23 protein-coding genes and 1 other annotated feature (1 of these 24 running past the window's edge) are annotated in these 25,627 nt (G+C 36.6%); of the genes, 5 read left to right on the top strand and 18 right to left on the bottom strand.

The annotated features are described in order from the left end of the window. Positions 1–237: a binding site (T-box leader), on the bottom strand (it extends 14 nt beyond the left edge of the window). 45 nt (positions 238–282) lie between these two features. Then, the gene (ppsA, locus tag AC0VYV_RS05260) at positions 283–2,649 is read right to left on the bottom strand and encodes a phosphoenolpyruvate synthase (RefSeq protein ID WP_475374535.1); all 2,367 of its coding nucleotides are present in this window, start codon (positions 2,647–2,649) and stop codon (positions 283–285) included. Between the two features lie 297 nt (positions 2,650–2,946). On the opposite strand from ppsA, the gene AC0VYV_RS05255 reads away from it, so the two are divergent. Both AC0VYV_RS05255 and ald read left to right on the top strand, forming a co-directional pair. Further along, positions 2,947–4,179, top strand: coding sequence for a PucR family transcriptional regulator (locus AC0VYV_RS05255; RefSeq protein WP_475374534.1), 1,233 nt, complete (start codon positions 2,947–2,949; stop codon positions 4,177–4,179). 123 nt (positions 4,180–4,302) lie between these two features. Further along, entirely contained in the window at positions 4,303–5,427 is a 1,125-nt protein-coding gene (gene ald, locus AC0VYV_RS05250) for an alanine dehydrogenase (RefSeq protein ID WP_430243572.1), read from the top strand. A gap of 151 nt (positions 5,428–5,578) precedes the next feature. Here ald and AC0VYV_RS05245 read toward each other — a convergent pair whose 3' ends face one another. Both AC0VYV_RS05245 and AC0VYV_RS05240 read right to left on the bottom strand, forming a co-directional pair. Continuing rightward, positions 5,579–5,713, bottom strand: a complete 135-nt coding sequence (locus AC0VYV_RS05245) for a hypothetical protein (protein WP_430243909.1) — start codon at positions 5,711–5,713, stop codon at positions 5,579–5,581. A gap of 256 nt (positions 5,714–5,969) precedes the next feature. After that, on the bottom strand, positions 5,970–6,887 hold the full coding sequence (locus tag AC0VYV_RS05240; RefSeq protein ID WP_475366757.1) for a DMT family transporter: 918 nt from the start codon (positions 6,885–6,887) through the stop codon (positions 5,970–5,972). A 405-nt stretch (positions 6,888–7,292) separates the two neighbouring features. Between AC0VYV_RS05240 and AC0VYV_RS05235 the strand changes: the two genes are divergently transcribed. Next, on the top strand, positions 7,293–7,496 hold the full coding sequence (locus AC0VYV_RS05235; protein ID WP_098443859.1) for a hypothetical protein: 204 nt from the start codon (positions 7,293–7,295) through the stop codon (positions 7,494–7,496). After that, positions 7,493–8,092 (top strand): ATPase, encoded by a 600-nt coding sequence (locus AC0VYV_RS05230; RefSeq protein WP_475366756.1) that lies wholly within the window; start codon positions 7,493–7,495, stop codon positions 8,090–8,092. The genes AC0VYV_RS05235 and AC0VYV_RS05230 overlap by 4 nt, the downstream gene beginning before the upstream one ends. A gap of 244 nt (positions 8,093–8,336) precedes the next feature. Here the strand turns inward: AC0VYV_RS05230 and AC0VYV_RS05225 are convergent, their stop codons facing one another. The 6 genes from AC0VYV_RS05225 to AC0VYV_RS05200 all read right to left on the bottom strand — a co-directional run bounded on the left by AC0VYV_RS05225 (position 8,337) and on the right by AC0VYV_RS05200 (position 14,781). After that, positions 8,337–8,789 carry a VOC family protein gene (locus AC0VYV_RS05225; RefSeq protein WP_394171874.1) on the bottom strand — a complete coding sequence of 151 codons (453 nt, stop codon included), beginning with the start codon at positions 8,787–8,789 and terminating at the stop codon, positions 8,337–8,339. A 172-nt stretch (positions 8,790–8,961) separates the two neighbouring features. Continuing rightward, a complete protein-coding gene (locus AC0VYV_RS05220) occupies positions 8,962–10,035 on the bottom strand; it encodes a hypothetical protein (RefSeq protein ID WP_475374533.1) in 1,074 nt (357 codons plus the stop codon). After that, positions 10,025–10,594 (bottom strand): sigma-70 family RNA polymerase sigma factor, encoded by a 570-nt coding sequence (locus AC0VYV_RS05215; RefSeq protein ID WP_475374532.1) that lies wholly within the window; start codon positions 10,592–10,594, stop codon positions 10,025–10,027. Before AC0VYV_RS05215 ends, AC0VYV_RS05220 begins: the two co-directional genes overlap by 11 nt. A 343-nt stretch (positions 10,595–10,937) precedes the next feature. After that, on the bottom strand, positions 10,938–11,702 hold the full coding sequence (gene istB, locus AC0VYV_RS05210; RefSeq protein ID WP_194221838.1) for an IS21-like element helper ATPase IstB: 765 nt from the start codon (positions 11,700–11,702) through the stop codon (positions 10,938–10,940). Then, positions 11,699–13,270, bottom strand: a complete 1,572-nt coding sequence (gene istA / locus AC0VYV_RS05205; RefSeq protein ID WP_475374531.1) for an IS21 family transposase — start codon at positions 13,268–13,270, stop codon at positions 11,699–11,701. Before istA ends, istB begins: the two co-directional genes overlap by 4 nt. A 119-nt stretch (positions 13,271–13,389) precedes the next feature. Beyond that, positions 13,390–14,781: a M1 family metallopeptidase gene (locus AC0VYV_RS05200; RefSeq protein ID WP_475374530.1), complete on the bottom strand. Its 1,392-nt coding sequence runs from the start codon at positions 14,779–14,781 to the stop codon at positions 13,390–13,392. A 558-nt stretch (positions 14,782–15,339) separates the two neighbouring features. Between AC0VYV_RS05200 and AC0VYV_RS05195 the strand changes: the two genes are divergently transcribed. Next, positions 15,340–15,948 (top strand): hypothetical protein, encoded by a 609-nt coding sequence (locus AC0VYV_RS05195; RefSeq protein WP_475374529.1) that lies wholly within the window; start codon positions 15,340–15,342, stop codon positions 15,946–15,948. Positions 15,949–17,250: 1,302 nt separating this feature from the next. On the opposite strand, the gene AC0VYV_RS05190 is transcribed toward AC0VYV_RS05195, so the two are convergent. The 9 genes from AC0VYV_RS05190 to AC0VYV_RS05150 form a co-directional block, all read right to left on the bottom strand. Beyond that, positions 17,251–17,439 (bottom strand): hypothetical protein, encoded by a 189-nt coding sequence (locus AC0VYV_RS05190; protein ID WP_475374528.1) that lies wholly within the window; start codon positions 17,437–17,439, stop codon positions 17,251–17,253. A gap of 99 nt (positions 17,440–17,538) precedes the next feature. Beyond that, a complete protein-coding gene (locus AC0VYV_RS05185; RefSeq protein WP_404681165.1) occupies positions 17,539–17,694 on the bottom strand; it encodes a hypothetical protein in 156 nt (51 codons plus the stop codon). Between the two features lie 92 nt (positions 17,695–17,786). After that, positions 17,787–18,140 (bottom strand): hypothetical protein, encoded by a 354-nt coding sequence (locus AC0VYV_RS05180; protein ID WP_475374527.1) that lies wholly within the window; start codon positions 18,138–18,140, stop codon positions 17,787–17,789. Positions 18,141–18,587: 447 nt separating this feature from the next. Further along, the gene (locus AC0VYV_RS05175) at positions 18,588–18,983 is read right to left on the bottom strand and encodes a hypothetical protein (RefSeq protein WP_194218912.1); all 396 of its coding nucleotides are present in this window, start codon (positions 18,981–18,983) and stop codon (positions 18,588–18,590) included. Between the two features lie 127 nt (positions 18,984–19,110). Further along, positions 19,111–19,830: an alpha/beta fold hydrolase gene (locus AC0VYV_RS05170; protein ID WP_475374066.1), complete on the bottom strand. Its 720-nt coding sequence runs from the start codon at positions 19,828–19,830 to the stop codon at positions 19,111–19,113. A 317-nt stretch (positions 19,831–20,147) separates the two neighbouring features. Then, on the bottom strand, positions 20,148–20,609 hold the full coding sequence (locus tag AC0VYV_RS05165) for a hypothetical protein (protein WP_098444768.1): 462 nt from the start codon (positions 20,607–20,609) through the stop codon (positions 20,148–20,150). A 39-nt stretch (positions 20,610–20,648) separates the two neighbouring features. Further along, positions 20,649–22,655, bottom strand: coding sequence for a peptidoglycan D,D-transpeptidase FtsI family protein (locus AC0VYV_RS05160; protein WP_475365774.1), 2,007 nt, complete (start codon positions 22,653–22,655; stop codon positions 20,649–20,651). A gap of 25 nt (positions 22,656–22,680) precedes the next feature. Continuing rightward, positions 22,681–24,246, bottom strand: coding sequence for a hypothetical protein (locus tag AC0VYV_RS05155; RefSeq protein ID WP_475365775.1), 1,566 nt, complete (start codon positions 24,244–24,246; stop codon positions 22,681–22,683). After that, positions 24,239–24,793 (bottom strand): sigma-70 family RNA polymerase sigma factor, encoded by a 555-nt coding sequence (locus AC0VYV_RS05150; protein ID WP_257147693.1) that lies wholly within the window; start codon positions 24,791–24,793, stop codon positions 24,239–24,241. Before AC0VYV_RS05150 ends, AC0VYV_RS05155 begins: the two co-directional genes overlap by 8 nt. Between the last annotated feature and the right edge of the window lie 834 nt (positions 24,794–25,627).

The raw sequence follows: 25,627 nt of genomic DNA, 5'->3' as shown, positions 1-25,627 counted from the left end.
TGCTTATCGCGGTGCCACCCCGGTTCAGTCATGTGTCGCCACATGACTCTTATCAGGTACGGCAGAAGCTGCTTATACCATAGCTCGTTAACGGGAGCTCCCGTTACACCATCCCCACGTTCGGTTCCGATGTACAGCTCAGAGGTTTGGTTCAATCATGTTACCTTCACTCCTTTTCAGCTACCGGAGCTCTCTGTGTAAGGTCGCATCATCTACTCTTCTCATCATCGCACTTGATTTTGTTATATAATACCAGTACGGCTACACCTTGTAAATGCTTATTTACAAGCCTCTTATTTTATTTAAAATCATACGCTGCTCAACAGACGCAACTGATCTTCTTGTCGCTGCCACCGTATCTGGATTAATGCTCACGCTATCAATTCCTTCTTGAATGAGGAACTCTGTGAATTCAGGGTAAGTCGACGGCCCCTGTCCACAAATAGAAACGGTTTTACCATACTTATGAGCTCCGTGGATCAGCTGTTTAATCGCTCGTTTTACGGAAGGATTTCTCTCATCGAAATAACCCATGCTGTTCAGAATGCCAGAGTCACGGTCCGATCCAAGAATAAGCTGTGTTAAATCATTGCTTCCGATGCTGAAGCCATCCACAAGCTGCGCGAATTCCTCCGCTTCAAAAATGACAGACGGCACTTCCGCCATAATCCAAATCTTGAATTCCTGATTTTGAACTAGTCCTTCTTCTGCCATAATCTTCTTCACTTTCTCCACTTCCCACGTTGTCCGAACAAATGGAAGCATTGTCCAAACGTTGATTAGGCCGTACTCATCACGAACTTTTTTAATCGCTCGACACTCCAAACGGAATCCTTCTTCATACTGAGGAGAAATATAGCGTGAAACACCTCGCCAGCCGATCATCGGGTTTGCTTCAACTGGTTCCACTTCATCTCCCCCGATGAGGCCACGAAATTCATTCGAGCGGAAGTCGCTTAGACGGACAACCATCGGCTTCGGGTAAATATCCTGCGCCACCTTCGTGATTCCTTCGCTCATTTTTTCAATAAACATCTCTTCTTGTCCGGTTTTAAGCAAATGCATCGGGTGAATACCGATATTTGAAAAAATAAATTCCGTTCGCATTAACCCAATGCCGTCAAACGGCAAGTGTTTGTATTTATTGATTAGATCAGGCTCACCGAGATTCATATAAATCTTTGTTCCTGTAATCGGTGCAAGCTGATGAAGAAGTGCTTCGTTAAACCCTTCGTTGGTGTTCGTCGCTTCAGTAGCCGATTCTTTCTTACTCGCTGGATCAGCGTCATTTAGAATTCCTTCATATACAACTCCACGCGTCGCATCAACCGTTACTTCCATTCCATCCATTAACACATCTGTTGCAATCGAAGATCCAACAATACACGGGATTCCGAATTCACGTGAAACAATAGCGGCGTGACACGTCCGTCCGCCTTCATCTGTAACGAGCGCTGCCGCTTTTTTCATAGCAGGAATCATATCTGGATTCGTCATAATGGTCACTAGAATGTCGCCTTCTTCTACAAGAGAAACTTCACTAATATCTTTGATTTTACGAACCTTTCCGCTTGCAGAACCAGGTGAGGCAGCTAATCCTCGAACGAGCATCTTCTTTGGCGTTTCAACCTTTTCAACCACTTTTGTTTCCTCCTCTTTTAGTGTTGTTATTGGACGAGCTTGCAGAATGTAAAGTTCATTTGTTTGGCAATCAAGGCCCCACTCAATATCCTGAGGCGTTTGATAAAGTTCTTCAATTCGAACAGCGTCACGTGAAAGCTGAGCGATTTCAGCTTGCGTTAAGCATTGTTGATTGACGTGCTTCTCACTTAAATATTCTTTCACGGCAACCGTATCCGTTCCGATTGCGTTGGCTTTCTTTACGACAAGCACTTTCTTTTCGGCTACGTGCTTTTCGATTAATTTAAACGTTCTCTTATCGACGATGTACTCATCTGGTGAAACCATCCCTGAGACAACCGCTTCGCCAAGTCCCCAGCTCGCATTAATCATCATCTGCTCTCGTTCACCCGTAATTGGATTCGCTGTAAAAATAACACCTGATTTTTCACTATTCACCATTAGTTGTACGACCGCACAAAGAGAGACATCGAAATGGTTGAACTGCTGTTTTTCGCGATAGTAAATAGCTCGTGATGTCCAGAGCGACGCCCAGCATTTCTTGATGTGATAAAGAAGTGCTGTAATCCCAGAAATCTCAAGATATGTATCTTGCTGACCTGCAAAAGAGGCTTCCGGAAGATCTTCAGCCGTTGCCGAGCTTCGAACGGCAACGAACGGGTCCGTTACGTTAAGATCCTCACTAAACGCTGCATAAGCATTTCGGATCTCTACTTCATGAGATTCAAGCATATCTGTCTGTAGGATCCATTCCCTGATCTCAGCACTCACCTCATTAAGCTGATCATTATTTTCATAATCAAGCGTCTTCATTTTTTGAAGAATCGACTGATCAAGTTCTCGTTCAGAGATAAACGTGGCATACGCTTCAGCTGTTACACAAAAACCAGGCGGTACGTGTACACCACTCTGCGTAAGCTCTCCAAGATTTGCTCCCTTACCACCGACAAGAGCAATATCTTCCTTTCTTATTTCATGAAACCATCGAATCGCACTTTGCTCCACCATTTATCCAACGCCTCCCTACTAGATTCGATTATCAGAATAACACATTAATTTAATTATGTCATACTATTTATTTTAAAAGTTTAATAATGATGAACTTATAGGTTGATAGGTTATTATTTTCGTCATTTTTTCTCACCTCGGCCATGATACGTGCCCACTTTCCTTTGTGAATCCTAACAATTTCTTAACTTCTCTTTGTGAAATCCCACAAAGGTGTTCATTTTCTTGTATACTCTTAATCAGAAGTAATGAATGTAAGGACATCGTTTACGAGTCATAAGAAAGGAGTGGTAGAAAATGCATACCGATCAAGAACGTCATAACCCTTTTCAGGGGCCATTCCGTTCGTTAGAAGATTTAGCTGACTGCATTCGAGAAAACCTTGGCTGCCCCGTCACGATTGAAGATTCAGATCATCGCATTCTAGCGTATAGTTCACACGATGAAAATGTGGACCCTGCTCGTATTGCTACTATCATGAAACGAAAAGTTCCAGAAGATGTGATCAAAAGCCTATGGAAAAAAGGCATTATCCCTCAGCTATTTGAGAGTGATGATCCGGTTATTATCCCGGCGATCCCAGAAGTAGGGCTAGGACAAAGAGTGGCCATATCGGTTCGAAAAAACGAAGAGCTTCTCGGCTTTATTTGGGCTCAACTTAATTGGGAAGTAAAGCAAGAAGAATTAGCGCTTCTAAAAAAAGCGGCTAAAGTCGTTAAAAATCAAATTCTTAAACTTGAAATAAAGAAGCGACATTCAGAAGAAGGTCATCGCGAGTTTTTCTGGAAACTGCTTACGGGACATTATACGAAAGAAGCAAATATACTAGATCAAGCCTCCACCTACCAAATTAAGATAAAGGGTGAAATGGCGATCGTTGTCTTTGAGTTTAATGATGAAATTCAACAATCGCTCGAACGCCATATGAACTATTACATTCAGGCTTCTCACCAAATCGAATTAATCTATAGTACGTTGGATCAGAATCAGCTCATTCTGCTCGTTCGACCAACTGATCAAAAAAACACGGCCGAGCAGCTATCAGAATTTGTACAGGTGTTTGTTGAGAAAATTAGTAATCGCCTTGGTGTTGATACACTAAAAGGCGGAGCTGGTACGCTCTACCAAAGTCCTCTTTCGATTAAAGATAGCTACCGTGAAGCACTTCATGTGTTATCCATTAAAGAACGATTCAAGCGTGAAGTGATGTCAATTTATAGCTATCAAAATCTTGGGATCTATCAATTTATTGATCTTCTCTATAAAGAGCGCAAGCATTATCAAAACAATTATATTGAAATGCTCAAGCAGTACGATGCCATTAATCACACACAGCTACTTGAAACGCTAGAAGTATATTTGCAGCACGATAGCAACGTGAAGGCCGCGGCTCAGGTTCTCCATGTTCATACGAATACGTTAAACTATCGGTTAAAACGCATCACTGATGTAGCAAATCTTGATCTAAAAGACGCTAATCAAAAAGTCACAATCTATCTCGATTTAAAAATAGAACAAATGAAATTATAGGGTGTTTGTGTAATTACACAAACACCCCCTTTTATTTTCTTTTATTTACACAATGTGAAATCCAAATAGGGCGTCTATAATCGTAGGTAATTGATCATTAATTAAGGCTAAGGGGATGAAATGATGTATATTGGTATTCCAAAGGAAATTAAAAATAATGAAAATCGTGTAGCGATTACTCCAGCAGGCGTCATCGCACTAACAAAGGCTGGTCATCACGTAACAGTTGAAACTGAAGCAGGAATTGGAAGCGGTTTCGAGGATATCGACTATCGAGAAGCTGGCGCCACAATTGCGACAGATGTAGCCGTTGTTTGGAATCAAGAAATGGTGATGAAAGTAAAAGAACCACTTCCTTCTGAATATACTTATTTCCGTGAAGGACTCATTCTCTTCACTTATCTACATTTAGCAGCTGAGCCTGAACTAACGAAAGCTCTTAAAGATAGCGGCGTAACAGCGATCGCGTACGAAACAGTTGTCGATCGTGGAACATTACCACTTCTAACACCAATGAGTGAAGTGGCAGGACGCATGGCTTCTCAAATCGGTGCACAAATTCTTGAAAAGCCTAAAGGCGGAAAAGGCATTTTGCTTGGCGGCGTTCCAGGAGTGAAGCGTGGCAAGGTAACCATTATCGGCGGTGGCGTTGTAGGTACAAACGCAGCGAAAATCGCGATGGGTCTTGGCGCAGATGTGACGATTCTTGACTTAAGCGCTGAGCGCCTTCGTCAGCTTGATGATATTTTCGGAAATGCGATTAATACGCTTATGTCTAATCCACTCAACATCGCACAAGCTGTTAAAGAAGCGGACCTTGTTGTTGGAGCCGTACTCATTCCAGGAGCAAAAGCTCCGAAGCTTGTAACCGAAGAAATGGTGAAAAGCATGACACCTGGATCTGTTCTTGTCGATGTTGCGATTGACCAGGGCGGAATCATTGAAACAGTTGATCACATTACTACGCACGATAACCCAACTTACGAAAAGCACGGCGTTGTTCATTATGCCGTAGCGAACATGCCTGGTGCAGTTCCAAGAACATCAACGATCGCACTAACAAACGTAACGATTCCTTACGCGATCCAAATCGCAAATAAAGGCGTAACGGCTGCGATCCAAAGCAACCCGGCACTTGAAAAAGGATTGAACGTAGCAAACGGAGCGATTACTTACGAAGCCGTTGCACGTGACCTTGGTTATGACTATGTTTCAGCAAACGATGCTTTGCTTGGCACGCATGCTTAAACCGTTAAATTGTAAAAGGGGAACTCCAATGAGAATGGAGTTCCCCTTTTTTTCATTCAATTAAAGCTCCAACTTTGCAAAAAATATCGAAATATAACTTGTCATAAGAAAAACATAGGACGAATTTAATCTCCCTCTGTTTTCCACAACATTATTTATCTGTCTGTTTTTGCTTCTTTTTTAAATACTCCGCACGTATTTTTTCAAGATGACTCTTTTTATCAAATTTAGCAGACGGCTGTTTCTCATGAAACTTTGTCACAGCTACCTTACTTTTGTGATCCAATTGATATCTTCCCACTTTGCTCACCACTTTTCTTCTCTTACAAGAGAATCTATTCAACAATATAATACACCTTATTTTACAGCAGTAATCTTTATTTTGAACACTTATTTCACAAAAAATGTACTTCTAGTTCTTAAAAACTTGCTCCGAAATTACTGAAGACTTGATCTCGAGATATCCTCAAGATTTTCAACTAACGCACCAAATAGGCTTTACTGCATTTGGTAACGAGTCGTGACAGGCACCGTCAAATGAATCACGCTTCGATACGGTTATATTGCTGTGGGCGATTTATTTTTTGGTTCTTTGATTCCTGCACGATGATCACAGAGCTGATCACCATGATCATTCCGATATATTGCCACGTCGATAAGGTTTCGTTGAAAATGAAGAACCCGATGACAGAGGCGACGACTGGCTCAATCGTTGCTATAATCGAGGCACGGCTTGATTCCACATATTGAAGACCTTTCGTGTAGAAAATGAATGGGAGCATCGTAGAAAGAAAGCCAAGTCCGATTACGAGTCCTACCACTTTTAGATCGGTCAAAGTAGAAACTCTCGAACCTAATCCACTGAAAGGGACAATTGCGAATGAAGCGAAAAGAAACGTGTACACCGTAACGGTTAGTGAGTCATATTTCGAAAGTGCTGCTTTTCCGAATATGCTGTAAAGGGCATAGAAAAATCCTGATCCTAGTCCAACGATTAATCCATATAGCGAAATGGATGCGGTGGAGCTAGAAAAGATTCCAATTACAAGGGAACACCCTATCAACGTAATCATTAGGGCAGTGACCTTGCGAGCGGTCAGTGATTCTTTGAAGAGAATTCGAGATAGAATCGTAACAAACGCCGGTGCTGTATAAAGTAAGATGAATGCAATCGAAATAGAAGACTCTTTCATAGAACTGAACAAACACCAATTAAAAAGAACAATACTAATAATACCGGTACCTATGAAATACCCGGAGTCCCCCACCTTTATTTTGAACAGATGACGATTCTTTATAAAAACATAAGGGACCATGAAGATGGAAGCCGTTAACACTCGCATTGCTACGACTTCAAGCGGCGTAAATCCTATCTCATAAAGGTACGTTACGAAAATCCCTATTACTCCCCATAGTGAAGCTCCGATTGCAATCAGTAGCCATGCCGATTTACTTTCCATCAACATCCCTCCTATCTATAATCCATTTATACTAACACAGGACTAATTCCCCTTCAAAACCATATCTGGATTTAAGTAAGTATAAATTAAGGTCCAGACATCAAACAATTAAACAAATCTACGCAAATTATCTCAAATCCAAGTTTTCTAGAATGCCGCACAAATTTCCATACTAATCATTTCAAAAAAATTCCCCATAACTCAATCTTTATTTACAGTTAAAAGGAGCCTACCTATTACAGATAAGCTCAGAGATTGTTTAATAACTGTTATTTCAAAGACATTTCTTCCTCAAGTGATTGTCGTTCCATTTCTGGCACCTCAGTAGTCAGCTATTGTGGAGCCTTATGAAAATATTCATTTCATCTGATATAATTAAATTACAAAATAAAGGTGGTGGTTTATGTGTTAGAACGTGAAAGTGAATCACAAGGAAGAAAGTTTGCTTGGGTGGGTAAATGGGCAAAAATGACTGGTGATCGTGCAAAAATTGATGCCAAGGTAAATAACACCTATATCGTTTATGATACAGAAAATGGCCTTGTGAAAGAGTATCCTGATGGAACCGTTGTAAAGTTTGACCAAAAACCAGATGGTGATATTGAATGACAAAGCCAAAGCTCCCTCCCATGATGTATGTTTTTGCTGGTAACAATGGGAGTGGAAAAAGCACGCTACGTAACCTTCTAATTGATAAGTTAGGCATAGACATTAATCTTGATCCTGATTCCATTGCGCGTAGATTGGATCCACAATCACCTGAGACGAAACAATTAGCAGCAGGTAAAGCAGCCGTAAGACTGATTTACGAGTGCATTGAAGAAGAAAAGAGTTTTTCAATTGAAACGACGCTCGCTGGAAAAAATGCGATTCACCAAATGACCAAAGCCAAGGAAAAAGGATTTGAAATTACAATGTTTTATGTTGGATTAAGCCACGTCACGCAAAACATTGAGCGAGTCGCATTACGAGTGAGGAATGGTGGCCATCATATCCCAACAAAGGACATCCTGAAAAGAGATATCACTTCCAAAGAAAACCTACTTCAACACTTGTCACTCATTAACAACCTCGTCGTTATCGATAACAGCAAATCAGATGGAGAATTGATTTTAGAAATATCTAATAACCAATTAACCTTCGAAACTGATGAGATACCTGACTGGGCAGACCCTATAAAACAGAAATTTAATACTCTAAGGTGAAAGCTTCTTCTATTGGTTCATAGAAGAAGCTTTTTAATGTAACTAAGGAATGAACACAAACTAAACAATCGCTCCGAGATTGTTGAATAAGAATTCCCTTCGAATCGAGACGGATTGGCATATAACGTTTTCGCGTGAATCTGCTTCCCTACTTCTTCGAATTACTTTCACACTGCTTGTCTGTTTCAATTTTTACTTCAGTAATTTATATTTCAGTAAAGGCTCTTTATAATACCTCGCTTACTTATTTGTTACCGAGTTGTTCTGCCAAACCGATTAGAAGTCCTTCGATTCCACGAATGTAGCAGAGCCGATACGAGTCCTCGTATTGAACCATTTCTCCAACGAGCTGAGCACCATACTTAGTGAGTCTGGATACCATTTCGTCAATGTCTTCAACGGTGAACATGACGCGTTGATAACCGAGGGCGTTTACAGGAGCAGTCCGGTGATCTGATATAGTAGGTGGGGTGAGAAATCGCGAAAGTTCAAGTCGGCTGTGACCATCTGGGGTAACCATCATAGCAATCTCTACGCACTGAGAACCCAATCCTGTTACGCGACCAGCCCATTCACCTTCGACAGTGGCTCGCCCTTCGAGGTTCAAGCCAATCTCCTCGAAGAATGAGATTGCGTCATCAAGGGATTCTACAACGATGCCAACATTGTCCATTCTTAGTAATTTGTTTTTTGCCATAGTTAGATCACTCCTTCTTAATTTTGATCAAAGCTATCGACTAGTAGCACCGGACTCAGGTGAATTTATATTAAGTTATAACGTTCTTGGTCTTCCAGATAAGCTCCGAGATTGTTGAAGATCGATCGGTCATAAATATTAAGCTACATTTAATTTGCAAATATATCATGATTTAATTTATTTTTTTACCGTCTTTGCTTTTAACAATAATCTGATATTCATCTCCTTTTACAACTTTCTTTATCTCTTTTGAGTTAATAAATGTGTTCATCTCATCTTCAATCTCATTTGCCAACATTGAAGCATTAGGATTAGACTTATCGATTGAAGTGTCAACTGATAATGTATAAGGATCTGAATAGAATGTAAAACCAACTAATTCTACTTTAAGCTCTCTTTTTCCAATTAATCCTTCTGTTAGAGTATCGATAACAGGACTCCATCGTACTTGTGCTTCTTCTCTTATAGGATCAAATGTATAAACTTTTATTTTAAATTCACCTGGTTCTTTTTCTTCTGCAACTTTCCTTACAATATCCTTAATCTCATCTACTCTTGTTTCAGAGACAGGGATTTCAAGTGGTATAAACCTCTCTTTGTCATTAATTCGAACATCAGCTGATTGAACCTGATAGTTTTGCTCGTTTAGTTCACTCATGATTTTATCGCTAATAGCAAGACTTCTCTTCTCATAATCATCGTACTTCTTTTGCATTTCTTCTGTAATGCCATCGTCGTATGGCTCTTTTTCTACTTGAGGATTGGTCACTTCAACAGTGTATGCTCCAAGACCATGCGCATCTAAAATGCTATTACTTTTTTCAATAATATCTTTTTGGTTTTTTTGATAATATTCGTTAGTACCTTCTATTCCTACGTAAATGGTTTTTTCCCTAAAATTAATATTTGTTCCCTGACTAACTTTAAAGTTGTCTTCTTTTAGTTCATGGATCAGGAGATCGCCGATGGAATCGACACCGATGGAATCTTCCTTCTCCATCAATTCATTTAGAAACGGTATTTTAGAAACAACAGAAGCCATTGATGGTGAAACGAATGATAAACTGACAACTAAACCAAATAACAAGACTGCAGCACAGGATATATAGATAAGTTTATAATTGATATAGGGTGGATTATCACGTTCCCTAATCCTTTCTTTCACTCTTTCTCTAATTCTGTTTTCTCTATCTAAAGAAAATTGCTCGTCTAATTCGATTTTCCCTTTTTGAACTTCACGTTTCATAGTTGCCTCCTTCCAAACCACTAATTTTTTCTTTTAAAAGAAGTCTCCCCCGAGATAATCTCGTTTTAACTGTATTCCTATTCAGTTTTAAAGCCAGCGATATTTCTTCTGTATTGAAATCTTGAAAATAAAAAAGGATAATAACTTCTCGATATTTTGGCTGAAGAGACAGAACGATGTCCATCACACTTTGTCTATTCTCTTTCTCAAGAAACTCATCTTCTGAACTTTTCCTTTTAACAAGCACCTCCATAAGATGAGAGGGGGAATAAAATAAATTATATTTTCGTTTTCTCAAAAAATCTTTTGAAGTATTTACTGTGATACGAGAAATCCAAGTTTTTATTGATGATTCATTTCTAAATTTATGTAGGTTTTTGTAACACTTATAAAAAACTTCTTGGGCTATATCCTCTGCTAAAGAATGATCTTTCACATATGAAAAAGCTAAAATAAACACTTGCTTTGAGTGTTCTTTGATCAACAAATCAATCTCCGTTTCACTAGCAATTTCATCGCCAAATCCTTCCCTATCAAATAATGAATCTCTATTTTTCACTTTTCAACCTCCTTTCAACCTTCATCCTGCACCTTATAGACTATACATTTATCAAAGCAGTTTCATTTTCTTAAATATTTTTAATAAAGTAATATGACTTTAATTCAAGGACTAATTTACAAACCTCACACAAAAAAAGCTCGGAGTTCAATAACTCTGAGCTTAGCTGAAAATTGCTTGAGCTTATTTAATTTAGTTGCCTACTTAAAGGGCAAATTTTTATTACGCAATTGCTCCGAGATTGCTTAATAAGACCTTTTCAGTAACCATCCAACCAAGCTTCAAAATCATCATTATTTTCAAGGCTTGTGACCGTCAAGTAGAATGACACAAGTTCTGCTGATTAATTTGAAACACTTTGTTCACCAAAAATCGTTTTTCTATGCTTCATTCTCCAACTGTCTTCATTTAAATGAATAATCTCTACTCGATGTAAGATTCGGTCCAAGATAGCTGTCGTAATCGCTTGGTCGCCCAATAGTTCTCCCCATTCTTTTGGCCCCTTATTTGACGTTAATATGATCGAAGTTTGATTGTATAGGTTGTTAATCAGATGGAAAAACATATTCGCTTCCTGCTTATTCATCGCCATAAACATCAAGTCATCTATGATAACTAAATCTGCTTCTCTAATTCGCTTCATCCTTGTTTTCGATTTCCTCGTGATTTCTTCTGTTTTTAACGCTTGAATAAGATCTCCCATGGTCGTGAAAATCACCTTATAACCTTGATTTAATGCTTCAATACCCAGACCTATCGAAAGGTGGGTCTTTCCGACACCTGGCGGTCCAAGAAAAATAATGTTATAGAGCTGCTCAATCCATGTTAAATCTTTTAATTGATTTAACTTCTTACTACTTAAGGATTTTTGCTCTTTTACGTCATAATCATCGATCGTATTATGGAAAGGGAAGGTAGCCCAATTAAAACGTTTCTCCAGCTGTTTCTCATCTCTGCGATTTTGTTCATAGGTGGCTAGATCTAGGAGAAACTGAGTAAAGGATAAGTCCTTTTTCTCAGCTTCTCTGATCAATTCGGGCAACTGATTTGCCGTCTCAGCTAGTCGTAGAGACCTTAGTAAATCTTGTACTTGCTGGAACTGACTCAATTTGCCTCACCTTCTTCCAATAAAACCGTATAGGTATCTACGTTTCTTTTTTGTGCTTCTGTTTCCATCATCCAACCAGATAAGCTGTTTAATGGCGAAACAATCTCAGCGTTATCATTCGTTGTCTCGTGATCCTGTCGTTGTCGCTGAAGATATAAAATGATATCGCTGAAATCTGTTGCACTGTATAAGTTTCTTTTTATACATTCTTGTAGAGCTGCCGTTAGAATCTGTGCGTTTTGTTGTTTTGTTTCTCTTAGGATCATGTGTAACTGATCGCGAATATATCGTGGATACTTCTCACGAAGTTTATCCAGGTAATCAAATGCCATTGTTGTTTCTTCAAACCGATTAGCTACGTTATCTATAAAGGCATCGATCCCTTTTGTACGATCTCTCGTATGCTGTCGATCTTTCATTAGCTGACCTTTGCCATCCGGGATGTGATGTTTGGCTAGAAGTTCTCCTGTCTCACGGTAATAGATTAAGAGATGTCGATCATCTGTTTCCTTGATGGAGACAGTTTCATATTTATGAAACGTTCCCAATGGAAGAGAGTACCTGTTAGACAAATACCGTATGGTATTGTCCTTACGCACGCTTCTTGTTATACTGTTTTCATAATTGTTTAGGAAATGGACATTTCCTTTGACTGGTCTTAAGTGTTGCTTTTCCAAGGAGAACACTTCGACCGGTCTTTTTTTTGTTGTATTGTGGATTTTATAGTTACCTGTTCGATGTAACCACTCCCACCCTTGTTCATTCCACGCCTCAATATTCTGGAACACTCTATGTTTGGCGAAATTGTACTTGATAAACCCGACCACATTTTCGATCTTTCCTTTGCTTTCTGGATCAGCTTTACGACAAACCCGTAGGTTTAATTTCCTCGTTTCTCTATATTGCTGAAACTCTTTCGTCAAAATAAGATCGCCACCATTTTCGCTCACCACTATAAGGCTATCCTGGTCATAAACTAATTCTTTTGGAATTCCACTGAACCATTGAAACGCATTTTCATGTGCCTGAATGACATCTTGAGTGGTAAATGGTCGATCTAACCATTCCTGATATTTATATCTTGAGTTAGACAAAACAAAGGCAATAAAGTTTAGCTTCATTTCTTTATTATCAGATGTTTTTTGTTTTGTATGACCAAAATCAACTTGAATCTGCTGCCCCATGGGTAAATCAGGTATCGCTTCGTATTCTCTTGGTGACGTTTCTTTCGTTATTTGATAGTCTTTCCGTAACTCTCTTACGAAAGCACGAACCGTGCTCTCACCAACTTTAAGATCTTTGTGCCTCTCAATTAACCAATCTTGTACCTGGGCTGCTGTAAGATCAGGATGCTCATTCAACCAAGATAAGATTAACTCCTTATAAGGGTCTAGAATCTTCTTTCTTGTTTGTAAGGATTCTACCCATACGGCCATGTCCGAAGGAGATTTCTTAAGGTGTCGATAGACAGTCGATCTTGATACTCCTAGTTTGTTTGCCACTTTAGACTTACTAAACCCCTGTTTGATTAGCTGTTGAATTTCCATATACATTTCCCACTTATCCACCTTTGTTCGGCCCTCCATTGATCTATGATATAAACTATCTAATCATACAATGGTAGAGCTTTCTATTTAACTGGTATATTAGGGTAAATAAGTGTTTCATCTTATATAGCGAAAACTGTCTACTTTAGTTTAGCAGTCACAAGGCTTAAGTAATACTTAATAAATCTTACAAATTCTTCAGTATCAACTTCTTTATACTGATAGTGAGCGAAATAGGCTTTCAGAAAATTTTCGGCTTTTTCCTTCCCACCATACTTCTGAAATAACATTCCTAACTTTGCCGTTGATTTTCCATAAATATATGAGCTTTGTTCTCCCATTAGATATTCATCCAATGGTAGATTAACCGGCAAAGGAAAGTCTTTACTTATTTCATTTCCAATTTCAAAAGAAAAATCAGTTTCCCCTAGATCTGAATAAAACAACATAGTAGCTAGTTCGCTCAAACCCTCATCTAACCAAGCATCATTATAGGGATCATTGCTTATCATCCCATAAAACCACTGGTGAGCCATTTCGTGGACCACCATACTCTTGAGTGAATCTGTATCAACTCGTTTCGTATTATAATAGGAACCTGCGGTGACGACCCCTGGGTATTCCATACCTATACTATCCAGAATAATATCCAACTGGCTGTTTGGATAGCTGCCTATATGTTCTTGAAAGTAATCAAGAGCATCTTTTGCTATTGCAGCAATTTCCTCTTCATACTCTGGACCACCATCCACCCCAAATACTCTAATATTTGTATGATTCACTTGTGTCTCAACGACATAAGGACTTTCAAGCAATGCTAGAAAGACTTCTTTCACATTTCCTATTTTATATTCATTTCCGTTATCACTTGGTATTCCATCTTCTTCACTAGTGGTGACGACCGTATAATTTGAAGGAACATTATAGGTCAGGAGAAAATCACTATATGGTGTATGATAGGATTCTCCTTTGAAGCGGTAGTCCTCCTTATTCCACCCATTTCGATATGTTGGTACCATAGGATACCATTGAGCTAAATAAAAATTTGACTCTTTTTTAGTGAACCTCAAACCTTTCTCTGGAAGTGTGAAGTTATATAAAAATTCGACATTGACTGTTTCATTTGGAGCGACTGCTGGAGTTAATGGTATTGTTAACGAATCTTTTTGAAGCGTGTACTCTACTATTTTTTCATTTAAGGAAACCTCAATCATATTAAGGTCTGAATGTGTTTCAAGCGAAGGAGAGTTTTCTTCGGTGAACATATTGGGAATGAAATAAAAAGGTATTTCATTCCACGTATCATTTGAAATATTCTTTATCAAAATAGATGCTTTTACAGTGAAAGTCTCGCTATTATCCATTTCAATCGTTAAATCATATTTGCTTTCAGTACCAGGTGGAACCCCTACAGCGTTAAACTCTGAAGTCTTTAAGTCGTTTTTATCTACCACCTGATTAATAGATGTTTCACAAGAACACAAAAATATCAAGGTAGAAAGAAGGAAAACCAGATACTTCAGTTTCTTCACACGTAATCCCCCATTAAAAGTAGATTTTAAAGAAGGTGCTGAAGCATGTTTTTTCACCTATTCTATATGTATATAACTGGAAGTAACTATTAATGTATCAAAATCTCAATTCTAAATCTATACATTCAACAGAAACTCCTAATAAGTAGCAAAGAATCAAAAAAAACTTAGTCGCAACAAAAAGAAGAGATTCATTACTACAGAACCTCTCCGATTCAGTGGAATAGAAAGAGATATTTACTTATTCAATAAACCGTTAATGAAAATGCTAAATAATAAACTGATTGTTGTTAAACCAGAGCAACTGGAATGGAAAAATCTATTTAAAACCCAATAATGACCAAATTCTTCTTAATAATTTATTCAACACTACCGCTACCATTGTTTAATTCCAATTATTTCAAAAAGATGTTTGGATCTCATTCTTTTATTTCATAAGCTATGTTAAATAATAGTTAATATATTTCGTTATGCTCCATATTATCAAATAAAAGGAACATCAAAGATTGGAGCGAAGTAGATATTATATTTACCTATTATTAAGGGAGGTGCTATTGGATGAGTAAACAAAAATGTATTACTGTTATTACTGCAATTACATTATTCTTTTCTACCCTGTTCCTTCTAAATGACTCAAATGAAGTCTCAGAAGTCTTTGAAGAAGTTGACTTAAGCTTAGCTCTTGACCCTTTTTTAATACCTACTGAATGGGATTTATTAAGTATTAAAGAGATCAAGGAAAAAAATGAACCCTTAAAAGTTATCTTTACCTTTGGTGAAAAGAGTAAAAAATCAGAATCCATATCTAGTAATGCAGATGTAGATACAGACCAAATAAAAACTCTTTATGAGCAACCTGGTAAGAATAAATACGCTAACTTAATTGTTGAGGAAATTGAACCTAACAAAGAAATCATGAGATATTCTCACCGTTATGCTATTCTTCATTATGGACGTTTTCATGATGATGATTTATTTCTGAAAGATATGAAAATTAATGTCGTAACAAGTGAAAATGATCTAAAAGGTATGGGACTTGGATATAATGCCTATTTTTGGTCTGATGGAAAATATGTATACCAATTAGAAACGACTGAACTATTTGATGAAAGATTTTCTAAAGAAATGCATTCAACAATTTTGTTGTCATTAATAAGTAATCAATAATGTATCCTGAATAAATTCTGAACACCTATTGTTGGCGCGGAAATAACTGACTATGTTGGAACAAGAAAGGAGCTTCATAGACTGGAAGCCATGTATTATTCCACAAGCTCTCCTGAGGTATTACGGAAGACTGTTCTTTAGCGATTACGTTGCTACGATATTTCAGAATTGCTCCGAGATAACAGAAGATTGGTTATCTACTATTATTCAGCATAAAAGATTATCGATTAAAATGAATTCTTAATTATTGTTGACTCTGCTTTTGTTATTCTTAGTTACTTTTATTATTCCTCTGATATTACGTATTACTTTAAACAGCCCCAATACAGTAGCGATAATAAATAAACCACTTGTAAATGAATTCAAAAATATATCGACTTGACTAATAACAAAACAATATAGAAGTATCCACGCTATTAAGTCCATTACTTTGTTAGTAAGCTCTGACTTGAATATATCACAACATCCTTTCAATAAATTGTGCAGTAATCGCTCCGATTTAACGGAAGATTGAATTATTATCTACTAGCCATCGTAACAAAGTCTATATTCAAGTCACATTTATTCAAGTGCCAAATATCAGAGTGCCAAAGAAGAGATAAATAAAGGGGAACATTATTAAGACGCCGTTTCCTACTATAGCAGCTATTGAAAAAACACTCTTTTTATAACCCAAAGCCTTCGCCGCGAAAAGGAGCCCTATTGTGCAAAATAGTAATGGAAAGAATATAGGCAATCCTTGCAGCTTGTTGAGCGTAATAAAATCCAAGAAAAAATTAGCGATGAATAAAACGGGAATCAAGAATAATAAATAAGAAATTACTAATAGTAGTCTATACAATTTAAAGCCTCCACCCAATATTTTTAAAAAAATTTGATTCCATCAGTTGACTATCCCTCTTCCAGATATGCTCCGAGATTGTAGAGTAATGTATTCACTCCACTTTCTTATCTACATATACTCCTACGAGAAAACGAAGCAATAGATATAACAAAATAGTGACCCCACCCACTATGAATACGTTATAATCATCAAATAATACCGTTGCCAAAATTATTGCGATAACTAAATAAATAACTGCAAACCCTTGCTGATATCTCCTCTTTTTAGATAACTCATTTGGATTCCTCAATTCATTCACTCCAGTCCTAAATCTGAAAGTCAACCTACATAAAGAGCAGACTTTTTATTCTGTAAATGCTCCGAGTTTGTGGAAGATTGTCATTTTACTTCCAATACTCGATTACTGTTCTTACTTTTGCTTTAGCAACCGTTAGTGAAAATACCTAGTAGGAGATTACTCATATATCTATTCCAAAAAAATTAAATAGTTTTGAAATGATTTCATCACTTCCTGGTGTAAACATAAATATTGAGAACGCAATACTTATGACCCCTATCAATACCAAGCCATTTCTTTTATTCCCAAGTAGCCCCTTAACAACTAAAAATATTCCTACAAATAATATTAAGAAATACCAAAACCCCATAACCTCACCCCTTACTAGAATAACTTTTCGTCAAATCTTGCACCAGATTGCTAAGCGATAACCACTGTGTAGCTATCGCTCCGAGATAATGGAATATCGTCATTTTCCAGCCACTGACGTTAATGCACCGATGGTAACACTTGCCATTGAGAGAGCAATATTTTGATAGCTATAAGAATAATCTTCTACAACCTTCGCTCTAACTTGTTCGGGTGTTAAGTACTGTTTTTCGGTTTTCATAATTTCTACTGGCAATTTAATTCCCCCCTATAATTTTTTCTGATATGTTAACGACTGTTCAATATATAAAGGGGAATTTTATAAAACAAAGTAAACCATTTTTAAAATTAGTTAGTTTTTTTCCTGAATTTCATCATTATTAAAAATGCTAATATGAGGTAAGCGACCAAACCTACCAACATAGGAAGTAATGCTTGTTCTTCACGGAGGAAATCAAAGTTTCTCAGTACCCCTGCAGCTAGAATAGCAAAAGCGATGACAATTAATCCCAAGATTAATTTGTATTGTTTTCTTGAGGGGGAATCACTTAATGGATAAATCATTAATATAACTACCAAAGAACTTACAAAGTAATAGTTTAAAGAAATCATTTCCGCACTTAGCGATTCTGCATTCATCAAGATAGCCATTTCTGTAGCTGATGCACCTATTATTAAAAGAAACCATTTAAAATATTTCATAGCGCCTCTCTTTCCAATATTAATATCTTTGGAACCTTATTTGAGTTTTCTTTCTTCATATTAACCCAATCAATTAAATCTTCACCTATGCTACGTATACCTCTAATACCAATTATTTCAAACCCACCTACATTACTCAATTTTTATTTCAAATTAAAAGGAGCCTATCCCATTACAGATAAGCTCCGAGATTATGGATTTCGTTCTTTATTTAATAAAGTTGAATAGATGTAATAAATACCTCCAGGTAGACATAAAGAAAAAACGATAATATGTAATCCTAACAAACCATATTCAGCTTTTAAAATATATCCTAGTGATCTTAGTGATAAGATTATTAACAATAAACCGTATATTAAGTTCATTTTTTTAGTCTTAAACATTTTATTCCTCCTTACGGTATAGCTCCGATTTTGTGGAAGAACTAAAGCAAAACTTCTTCTTCCACTACTCTGTTAGACCGAACCCCATAATATGATCAGTATAAAGAGCATAACTATCATACTCAATGACATTGTCAGGGTTAGCAAATGGGACAATCTTTACATTACTCAAAACAAGCATCCCGTTAAAGTTTGTCACGCTGCCTTCATTTATTAGAGGGAACATAGTATCCTCAGATTTCAATAGCGCCTTATCAAGTAACGTCATCTTGCTCTCATTTGGCTCTGCGGTATTTAGTTTATCTGCAATGATTAAGGAATTTGATGTAGTGATTTGAATCTTTCTCTGATCCTCGACTCCATCTTGCATTTCCTCTACTAGGCATTGTGCCGTCATTATCGATAATTTCTTCATGTCGTGTCCTGGGTTTAATTCATGACCTGTAAATTCAACTTTCAAAATATATCCCTCCATTTATTTATTCTTCCAATACCAATTATTTCAAAATAGTTCTGAAAAATCCATCTCTTATACAAAAAAAGAACATATCTATTTCGAGATATGCTCCGAGATAACGGAAGATAGTTTATTGTTTAATTTGAATTTCACTAAGAAATTCTAATAGGATATTAGTGTACATTTCTGGCTTTTGCTCATGGACTAAATGCGAGGCAAATGGGATAACACTCACATGCAAATTATTATGTTTACTTTGGTATTTTGCAGCAGAAACCACTTCTGCTTTATTTCCTTCGCCCACCATATATAGGATTGGAGCACTAATATTATCTAAGTCAGATGTATATTCAAAGGGATACCAGTTTTCGTCTCTAGCCATATAAATAAATTCTTTCCAATCAGATTCATGTATCAGGTCTAGTTGATTAGTCACTTCATCATTCTCCAATAGTTCTTGTTGGAATTTAACCTCTTGTAGATGCATTTCCTTCCAATTACTCGGCTTATCGGCTGTGATCCCTGATAAAATTAAACTAAATACTTTGCTAGGGTATTTCTTTGCAAATATTAAACCTACTAATCCTCCAATAGAGCAACCAACTAAATGAAGTTTATCAATATGTAAATGATCGATTGTTTCTTTCAAATCCTCTGCAGCATCTTCAAAATAGTTGCTAAAATCAACACTTACTGATTTCCCATGTCCTCTTAAATCTGGTACTATTACTTTTCTGCTTTTTTGAAGTTCTTCTCTTTGTTTCACAAAATCACTATTGCCAGTTTGTAACCCAGTATGTAAAAAAACAATTGGCTCCCCTTCTCCATATATTTCGGTATGCAAAATCAACTAATCGTCCTCCCCATCATGTGAGTATCTAAATAAATTATTTCTTTGGTCAAATTTAACTCGGTACGTAAACAGCTTATTCAACAGAAATAATCAATTCTACAATTCCAATTATTTCAAACCAGAACTATTTACTCAACCTTTTCTTAAAAGAAAAGACGTAATTCCTAAGTGCGGAATTACGCCCAATTAATGAAGATCGTTTCTCAACCTCTACGCTGCTATGATATTGCAGAATCGCTCCGAGATTGTTGAAGACTCAAATTTGAGATAAGTTTGTTTTCCATATCTTAATTAACCATTTTGATAAATTTAACTTAGTAAACGACCTCCCCATAAGGAGTGACAAGGAGACTTCTTTTTTGAATAACGACTTTAATAGTTTTATTGATATTTTCCTTATCACTTAGCTTTTGAGGTTTTGGTTTTATCCCCTCGTACCACTCTTTGCCTTTTTCCTCTTCCACCCACCAGTCAAAATATACTTCAATATCATCTTGGTTGTAGTAATTGAATATTTCTTGCTCACTGAGAGAAGATGATAATTTCATGAAAGCGACTACCGTTGGATATCCTCCATTACCCCTAGGCCCTCCTCCATAGTTGTAGGCAAAATCATAACCTTTCTCAATTAGTACTGTGTTTGGAGGAATTGAATACTCATATAGTTCATTCGCGAATTCTTTTGCGTATCTATATTCTTGTCCATATATATAGTATACAAAAACACTAAATACAAGAATTGATATTACAAGTAAATAAACTGATTTTTTTTGCACTGATTTCTCCTCGATTCAAGATTTGAATAGAGATATGTTTTAGTCATTTCCTTTATCTTTCACTTCCATCTGATGTCCTGATTTTTTCATTTCAAAATACTTGTCCATTATCCGTTCGCTAATATCATGATTAATTTCATTAGTGTTATCGATATCTGGCACTACAACTGCAAAAGCGACTTCAGGATCATCAGAAGGAGCATACCCTACAAGAGTTAAATTATAGTTATCTTCTCCAAACTCTGCAGTTCCAGTTTTTGCGGAGGGGTTATAAGATTTATCACTAAAAAAATTGGCCGTGCCTTGATTAGTATGTGTAACCATCCATAGGCCCTTTTTAACTATATCAAAGTACTTTTGATCAATATTCACAGTGTTCATTACTTTGGGTGTATACTGATATAAAATATTGTTTGAAAGCTCATCTCCATTATTAGCTTCATGCACTTCTTTGAGTAAATGTGCCTCCATCCTTTGTCCATCATTTGCTACGGTTGAAATGTATTGAACCATTTGAATAGGGGTATAAGTGTCAAACTGACCAATACTGAGATCAAGCAAATTACCTAATATATTACTATTCCCCTCATAACCAGTTGCTTCAGAAGGGATATCCACTCCGGTGCTTACTCCTAAACCAAATCGAGAAAACACATTCCTCATTTTTGAATAAGCTTCTATATCGAAAGCCCCGCCTTGATTTTTTTCATACTTATGATTAGCTATTTCCATTGCAATATTAAACATATAGACATTGGATGAACGTTGAAGGGCAGTTAATTCATTAATACTCCCCATGTTCACATATGATTTCTTTGGTTCTGTTCCAGGAAAATATAGTGGAGTATCATAAAAATAAGTATTTGGTTGAATGGCCCTATAGTGAAAGCCCGTTAATACAGTAGCTGCTTTAACAGTAGATCCCATTGCATAAGCATCCATAAATGCTCCGTATGAACGATCTTCAAATCCCTTATTTGTTAGTTCTTGTCCTGAAGCTGCTAATATTTCTCCAGTTTTTGGCTCCATCATTACTGCATAAGCGCGTTCCAACGAATAATTTCCTTCTGAGCGTGCTTCTTGTATCTCTTCTTTTAAAATCTCATCTACAGATTGTTGAAGCTCCATATCTAAAGTTAACACTAGATCTCCGCCTCTGGAGCCCGGAATTTCTTCTGGATCTCCAATTGGATTTCCTTCTTTATCAGTTACAAATTTTGTTTTTGACGGTTGTCCCCTTAAATACTCTTCATATTGTCTTTCTAAGAAACTAATTCCCACATTATCATTTAATCCATAACCCTTTTGAAGATAAGCATCTACTTCCTCTTCGGCAATTTGTCCTGTATTTCCTAATAGAGTTTTTATTGTTTCATTATAAGGGTATTCACGAATCGCATCAGCTGCAACTTCTATCCCCGGGAGGTCACTCAGATGTTCGCTCACTTCAGCAATTTCATCTTTCGTCAAATCCTGTTTAATTGTTTGGGAAGATAATGCGTATCCACCATCCATTTCACGTTTAATGGCTGCAATTTCTAATTCTTTTTTTGAGATTTTATTTAGATCTGATTCTTTAATACGATCTAACTGTAACTGATACGCATCTTTGTCACTAAGATCTTTGGTTTCTTTATCGCTTAACTTCGATCTTGCCTCTTTTGGACGAGTAATAATCCAATAATCTTTCAAGTCTCTTTCAGTTATTTTTTCAGTCCCTTTCTCAATGTACTTTGAAAGATGTTCTGCCACTTCCAGTTTTTCTTGTTGAGTAGTCCCCTGTGTCTTAGTATAAGTAATAATAAAGGTAGGTTTATTATCTACTACAACTCTACCGTAACGATCAAACATCATACCTCTAGGGGAAGTTGTTTTAGCCTCCACATTATCTGTTTCTTCTACTTGATTTTCAAAATCATCACCTTGAGCTAATTGGAGATATCCTAAACGAAAAATTAAAACAGAAAACAGTAAGAATACGAACAAAAACAATATATTTAGCCGGTATGGTAAATGACTCCTTTTTTCTTTCTTTATGCTATTCATGATGCCCCCTGTAAACTATCCTACTTCAATCATTCTTTTTGAATGAGGCTAATAATCGTTTCGTTACTTCTGCAGAAATATCCTGGGTTACGATTTCGTATTTGTAATCATCAGATTTTCCAATAAAATGAGATTCCGGAATATTGTTAAGTTTGTAGCTAACCCAATGAATCCCATTTAAATCAAACTCTTCAAGCTTATCTTTCGCTCCTGTATCGAAATCTCCTATCGAACGAACAACAGCATCTTTATGATACTGACGAACGTATAAAAGTTTGGATCCTGAGCCATCTTCATCTTCATCCTTTTTATAGCTATAAGTTAGATAGGCCTGTTTATAGTCTTTATATTTTTCATAACTAGCAGAATAAAGTTCCAACTCCTTATTCTTGAATTCATATAAAAATGGTAGTTCTTTCTCAAGTCTCGTCAAGACGACATCGACTTCCTCTGGATAATAATCCGCGTGATCCACTACCTCTATATCTGCTTCTTTCGAATCTTCATAAGAAGGCTGATCTACTTCCATCTCACTATAATTTTCAAGATTAGGTATAAACTCTTTTGAGGAAATTGGTAGATTTATTTCTAAACGTTCTGGGTGTAGGTAGCTAGTCACCGCTCCATTTTGATCGTATACTTCATACTGCACGAGAATACCTGTGTCTTTATCTACCCAAAAACGAAATTGGTTACCTTTCATTCGATCTGTATCACTTTTTGGTATCTCGCCATATAAAACAATTGTATTATGGCCGAGTAGTTCTTCGTTTTGTTTTTCAATATCCCAAAGATTTTCTTCTCTTAAATAATAAGCTACTTTTTCATATGGAAACAAAGAGATATGGGCACTGCTATCCGGTGGACTTTGCCTGAATACGCCAGGAGAATCATAGAGCTTTCTTAACTCCACCTGGAATACTTCGTTTGGATAAACGGTTTGCTGTTTGCCGTTAACTTCAGGTTCATTCACATAATATTCCTCTCTATTGTTGTCAATTCTCCATACCTTTTGTCCATCATAAAATGTTTTATTTATATTGGACTTAACTCCCATTATCTCTTCATCATAAAAAGAGGTTGAGATCACAGATTCTCCAACATGTTCTTCCAAGCTAACCGTATACTCGATCCTTTCATTGCTTTCTGAGTTATCATCGTATACATTTTGTAATTCAAATTCTCCTGATGCTGTACTAAAATAATCAACAGTATTCAGCATTTTTGTAGACACATCTTCTTTTGACAAATCATCGTATAGTTCATCCTGAGCCGGGGGAGTGAAAAAGTTATCCTCATCGCCCGCCTTTATATCGCTTTTTAATTCACTTGTTTCATTTGTTGGAGATGCTTCATCAAGAGCCATGAACCCCAACTTATCCAGAGTTAAATAACCAATTCCAAACATAACAATTACCGTAAATCCTATACTTAACAAAAACCCTAATCTTTGCTGGATGTTGATTCTTGTCTTCTTTTGATTGTAATAAATGGCATTCTTGACGTTTCGTTTATGTTTATTGTCAAAATCAATATCTTTTAACACTGTTTCATTCATATCCTCTTTAAGATTCTTTAAGAAATCATCCATCTGTTTTACCTCCTTCGAGTCGTTTTTTTAACAAAATACGTCCTCTGTGTAAACGAGACTTCACTGTTTGCATTCGTATTTGCAACAACTCAACGATTTGGTTATAAGATAGTTCTTCATAATAATAGAGAATAATCACTTCTCGATACTTGACTGGTAACGACATAACCTGTTCAGAAAGCATTCTTTTACTTTCTAAATTTATCAATTCAGTTTCCGGAGTATCATATGTATGACGAGACTTTGAAAAGAAATCATTTAAAACGATATTTTTAAAGGACCAACTTCTCAGCTTATCCTTGCATAAATTTACAGTTATTCTATAAATCCAAGTTTTATAAGTTGAATCATTTCGAAAACTATCTAGATTTTTATAGCATTTAATAAAAACTTCTTGTGCGATATCTTCAGCAAGCTGTTGTTGTTTTGTATAGGTAAATGCTAAGCGAGTGATATTTCTTCCGTACTCGTTCATTAACCATTCAACTCGCTCTTCTTTGCTGAGATCATCTTCATATTCATCATCCCGTTTTTTACTAGTAATCATCTTTCACACCCTTTCACCTATTAGACGGAACATAGCTCATTTGGTTGTATTTTTTTCTGAAGGTTATGATGAATTTTCTTTGCTGGATTTTGAAAGGATACTTAAAGTGAGGACACCACACGAAATCAATAGAAGTTAGATATGTATTGACCCTTAGATAAATGGATCGCTCTTATTCGGTAATGAGAAGAACAGAATTAAAAGTATAACACTATGCATAACCAATTCAATAATCATAGAAAGCAAGGAAAATTTCCATAGAAAAAAGAGCTTATCTTATTGAAGATAAGCTCCGATTATATTGAATAAGAAGTATAACTATTGTAGTGTATAATCGAAATGGTAAATTCCATCCAAAAGGAGGTAGATCTTGAAAAAACCTCATATTTTTAATATCTTGTCAGGCATTCTTATTACTATCATATGGATTTATCAGATTGTAGCAAATGGAGCCTACCCTTTGTTACCACTATTGATGATTGTATTGGTCCTGATATTATACATAATGGAACGAAAGGGCGTAGACACTGTTTATTGGGCTGCACCAACTATTGTATTGCTCCTAATTAGCTTGTGGGCTATGGTTCCAGAATTCTTTTTTGGACCTTAAAAAATTTCTCGTCACAACAAATTCTATTCAGGATTACCGACTATAGATCAAAAGACAACCAGCAGTAAAAATTAAATGTGTTACTCGCTAATATCTCAAAAAAGAGCTTGGTACGGCTTATATGGTTCCAAGCTCTAAAAACGTTTTTTGCTCCGTAAAAAGCTCCGAGATAACGGAACAAAGGACTTAATTAATATTCTTGAATTGCGCTCGATTGCCGTATT

It is taken from the genome of Anaerobacillus sp. QJM3NY_17 (genome assembly GCF_056173665.1).
Note: the sequence above shows the minus strand (reverse complement) of the source record. Positions and strands in the feature narration are given on the sequence as shown.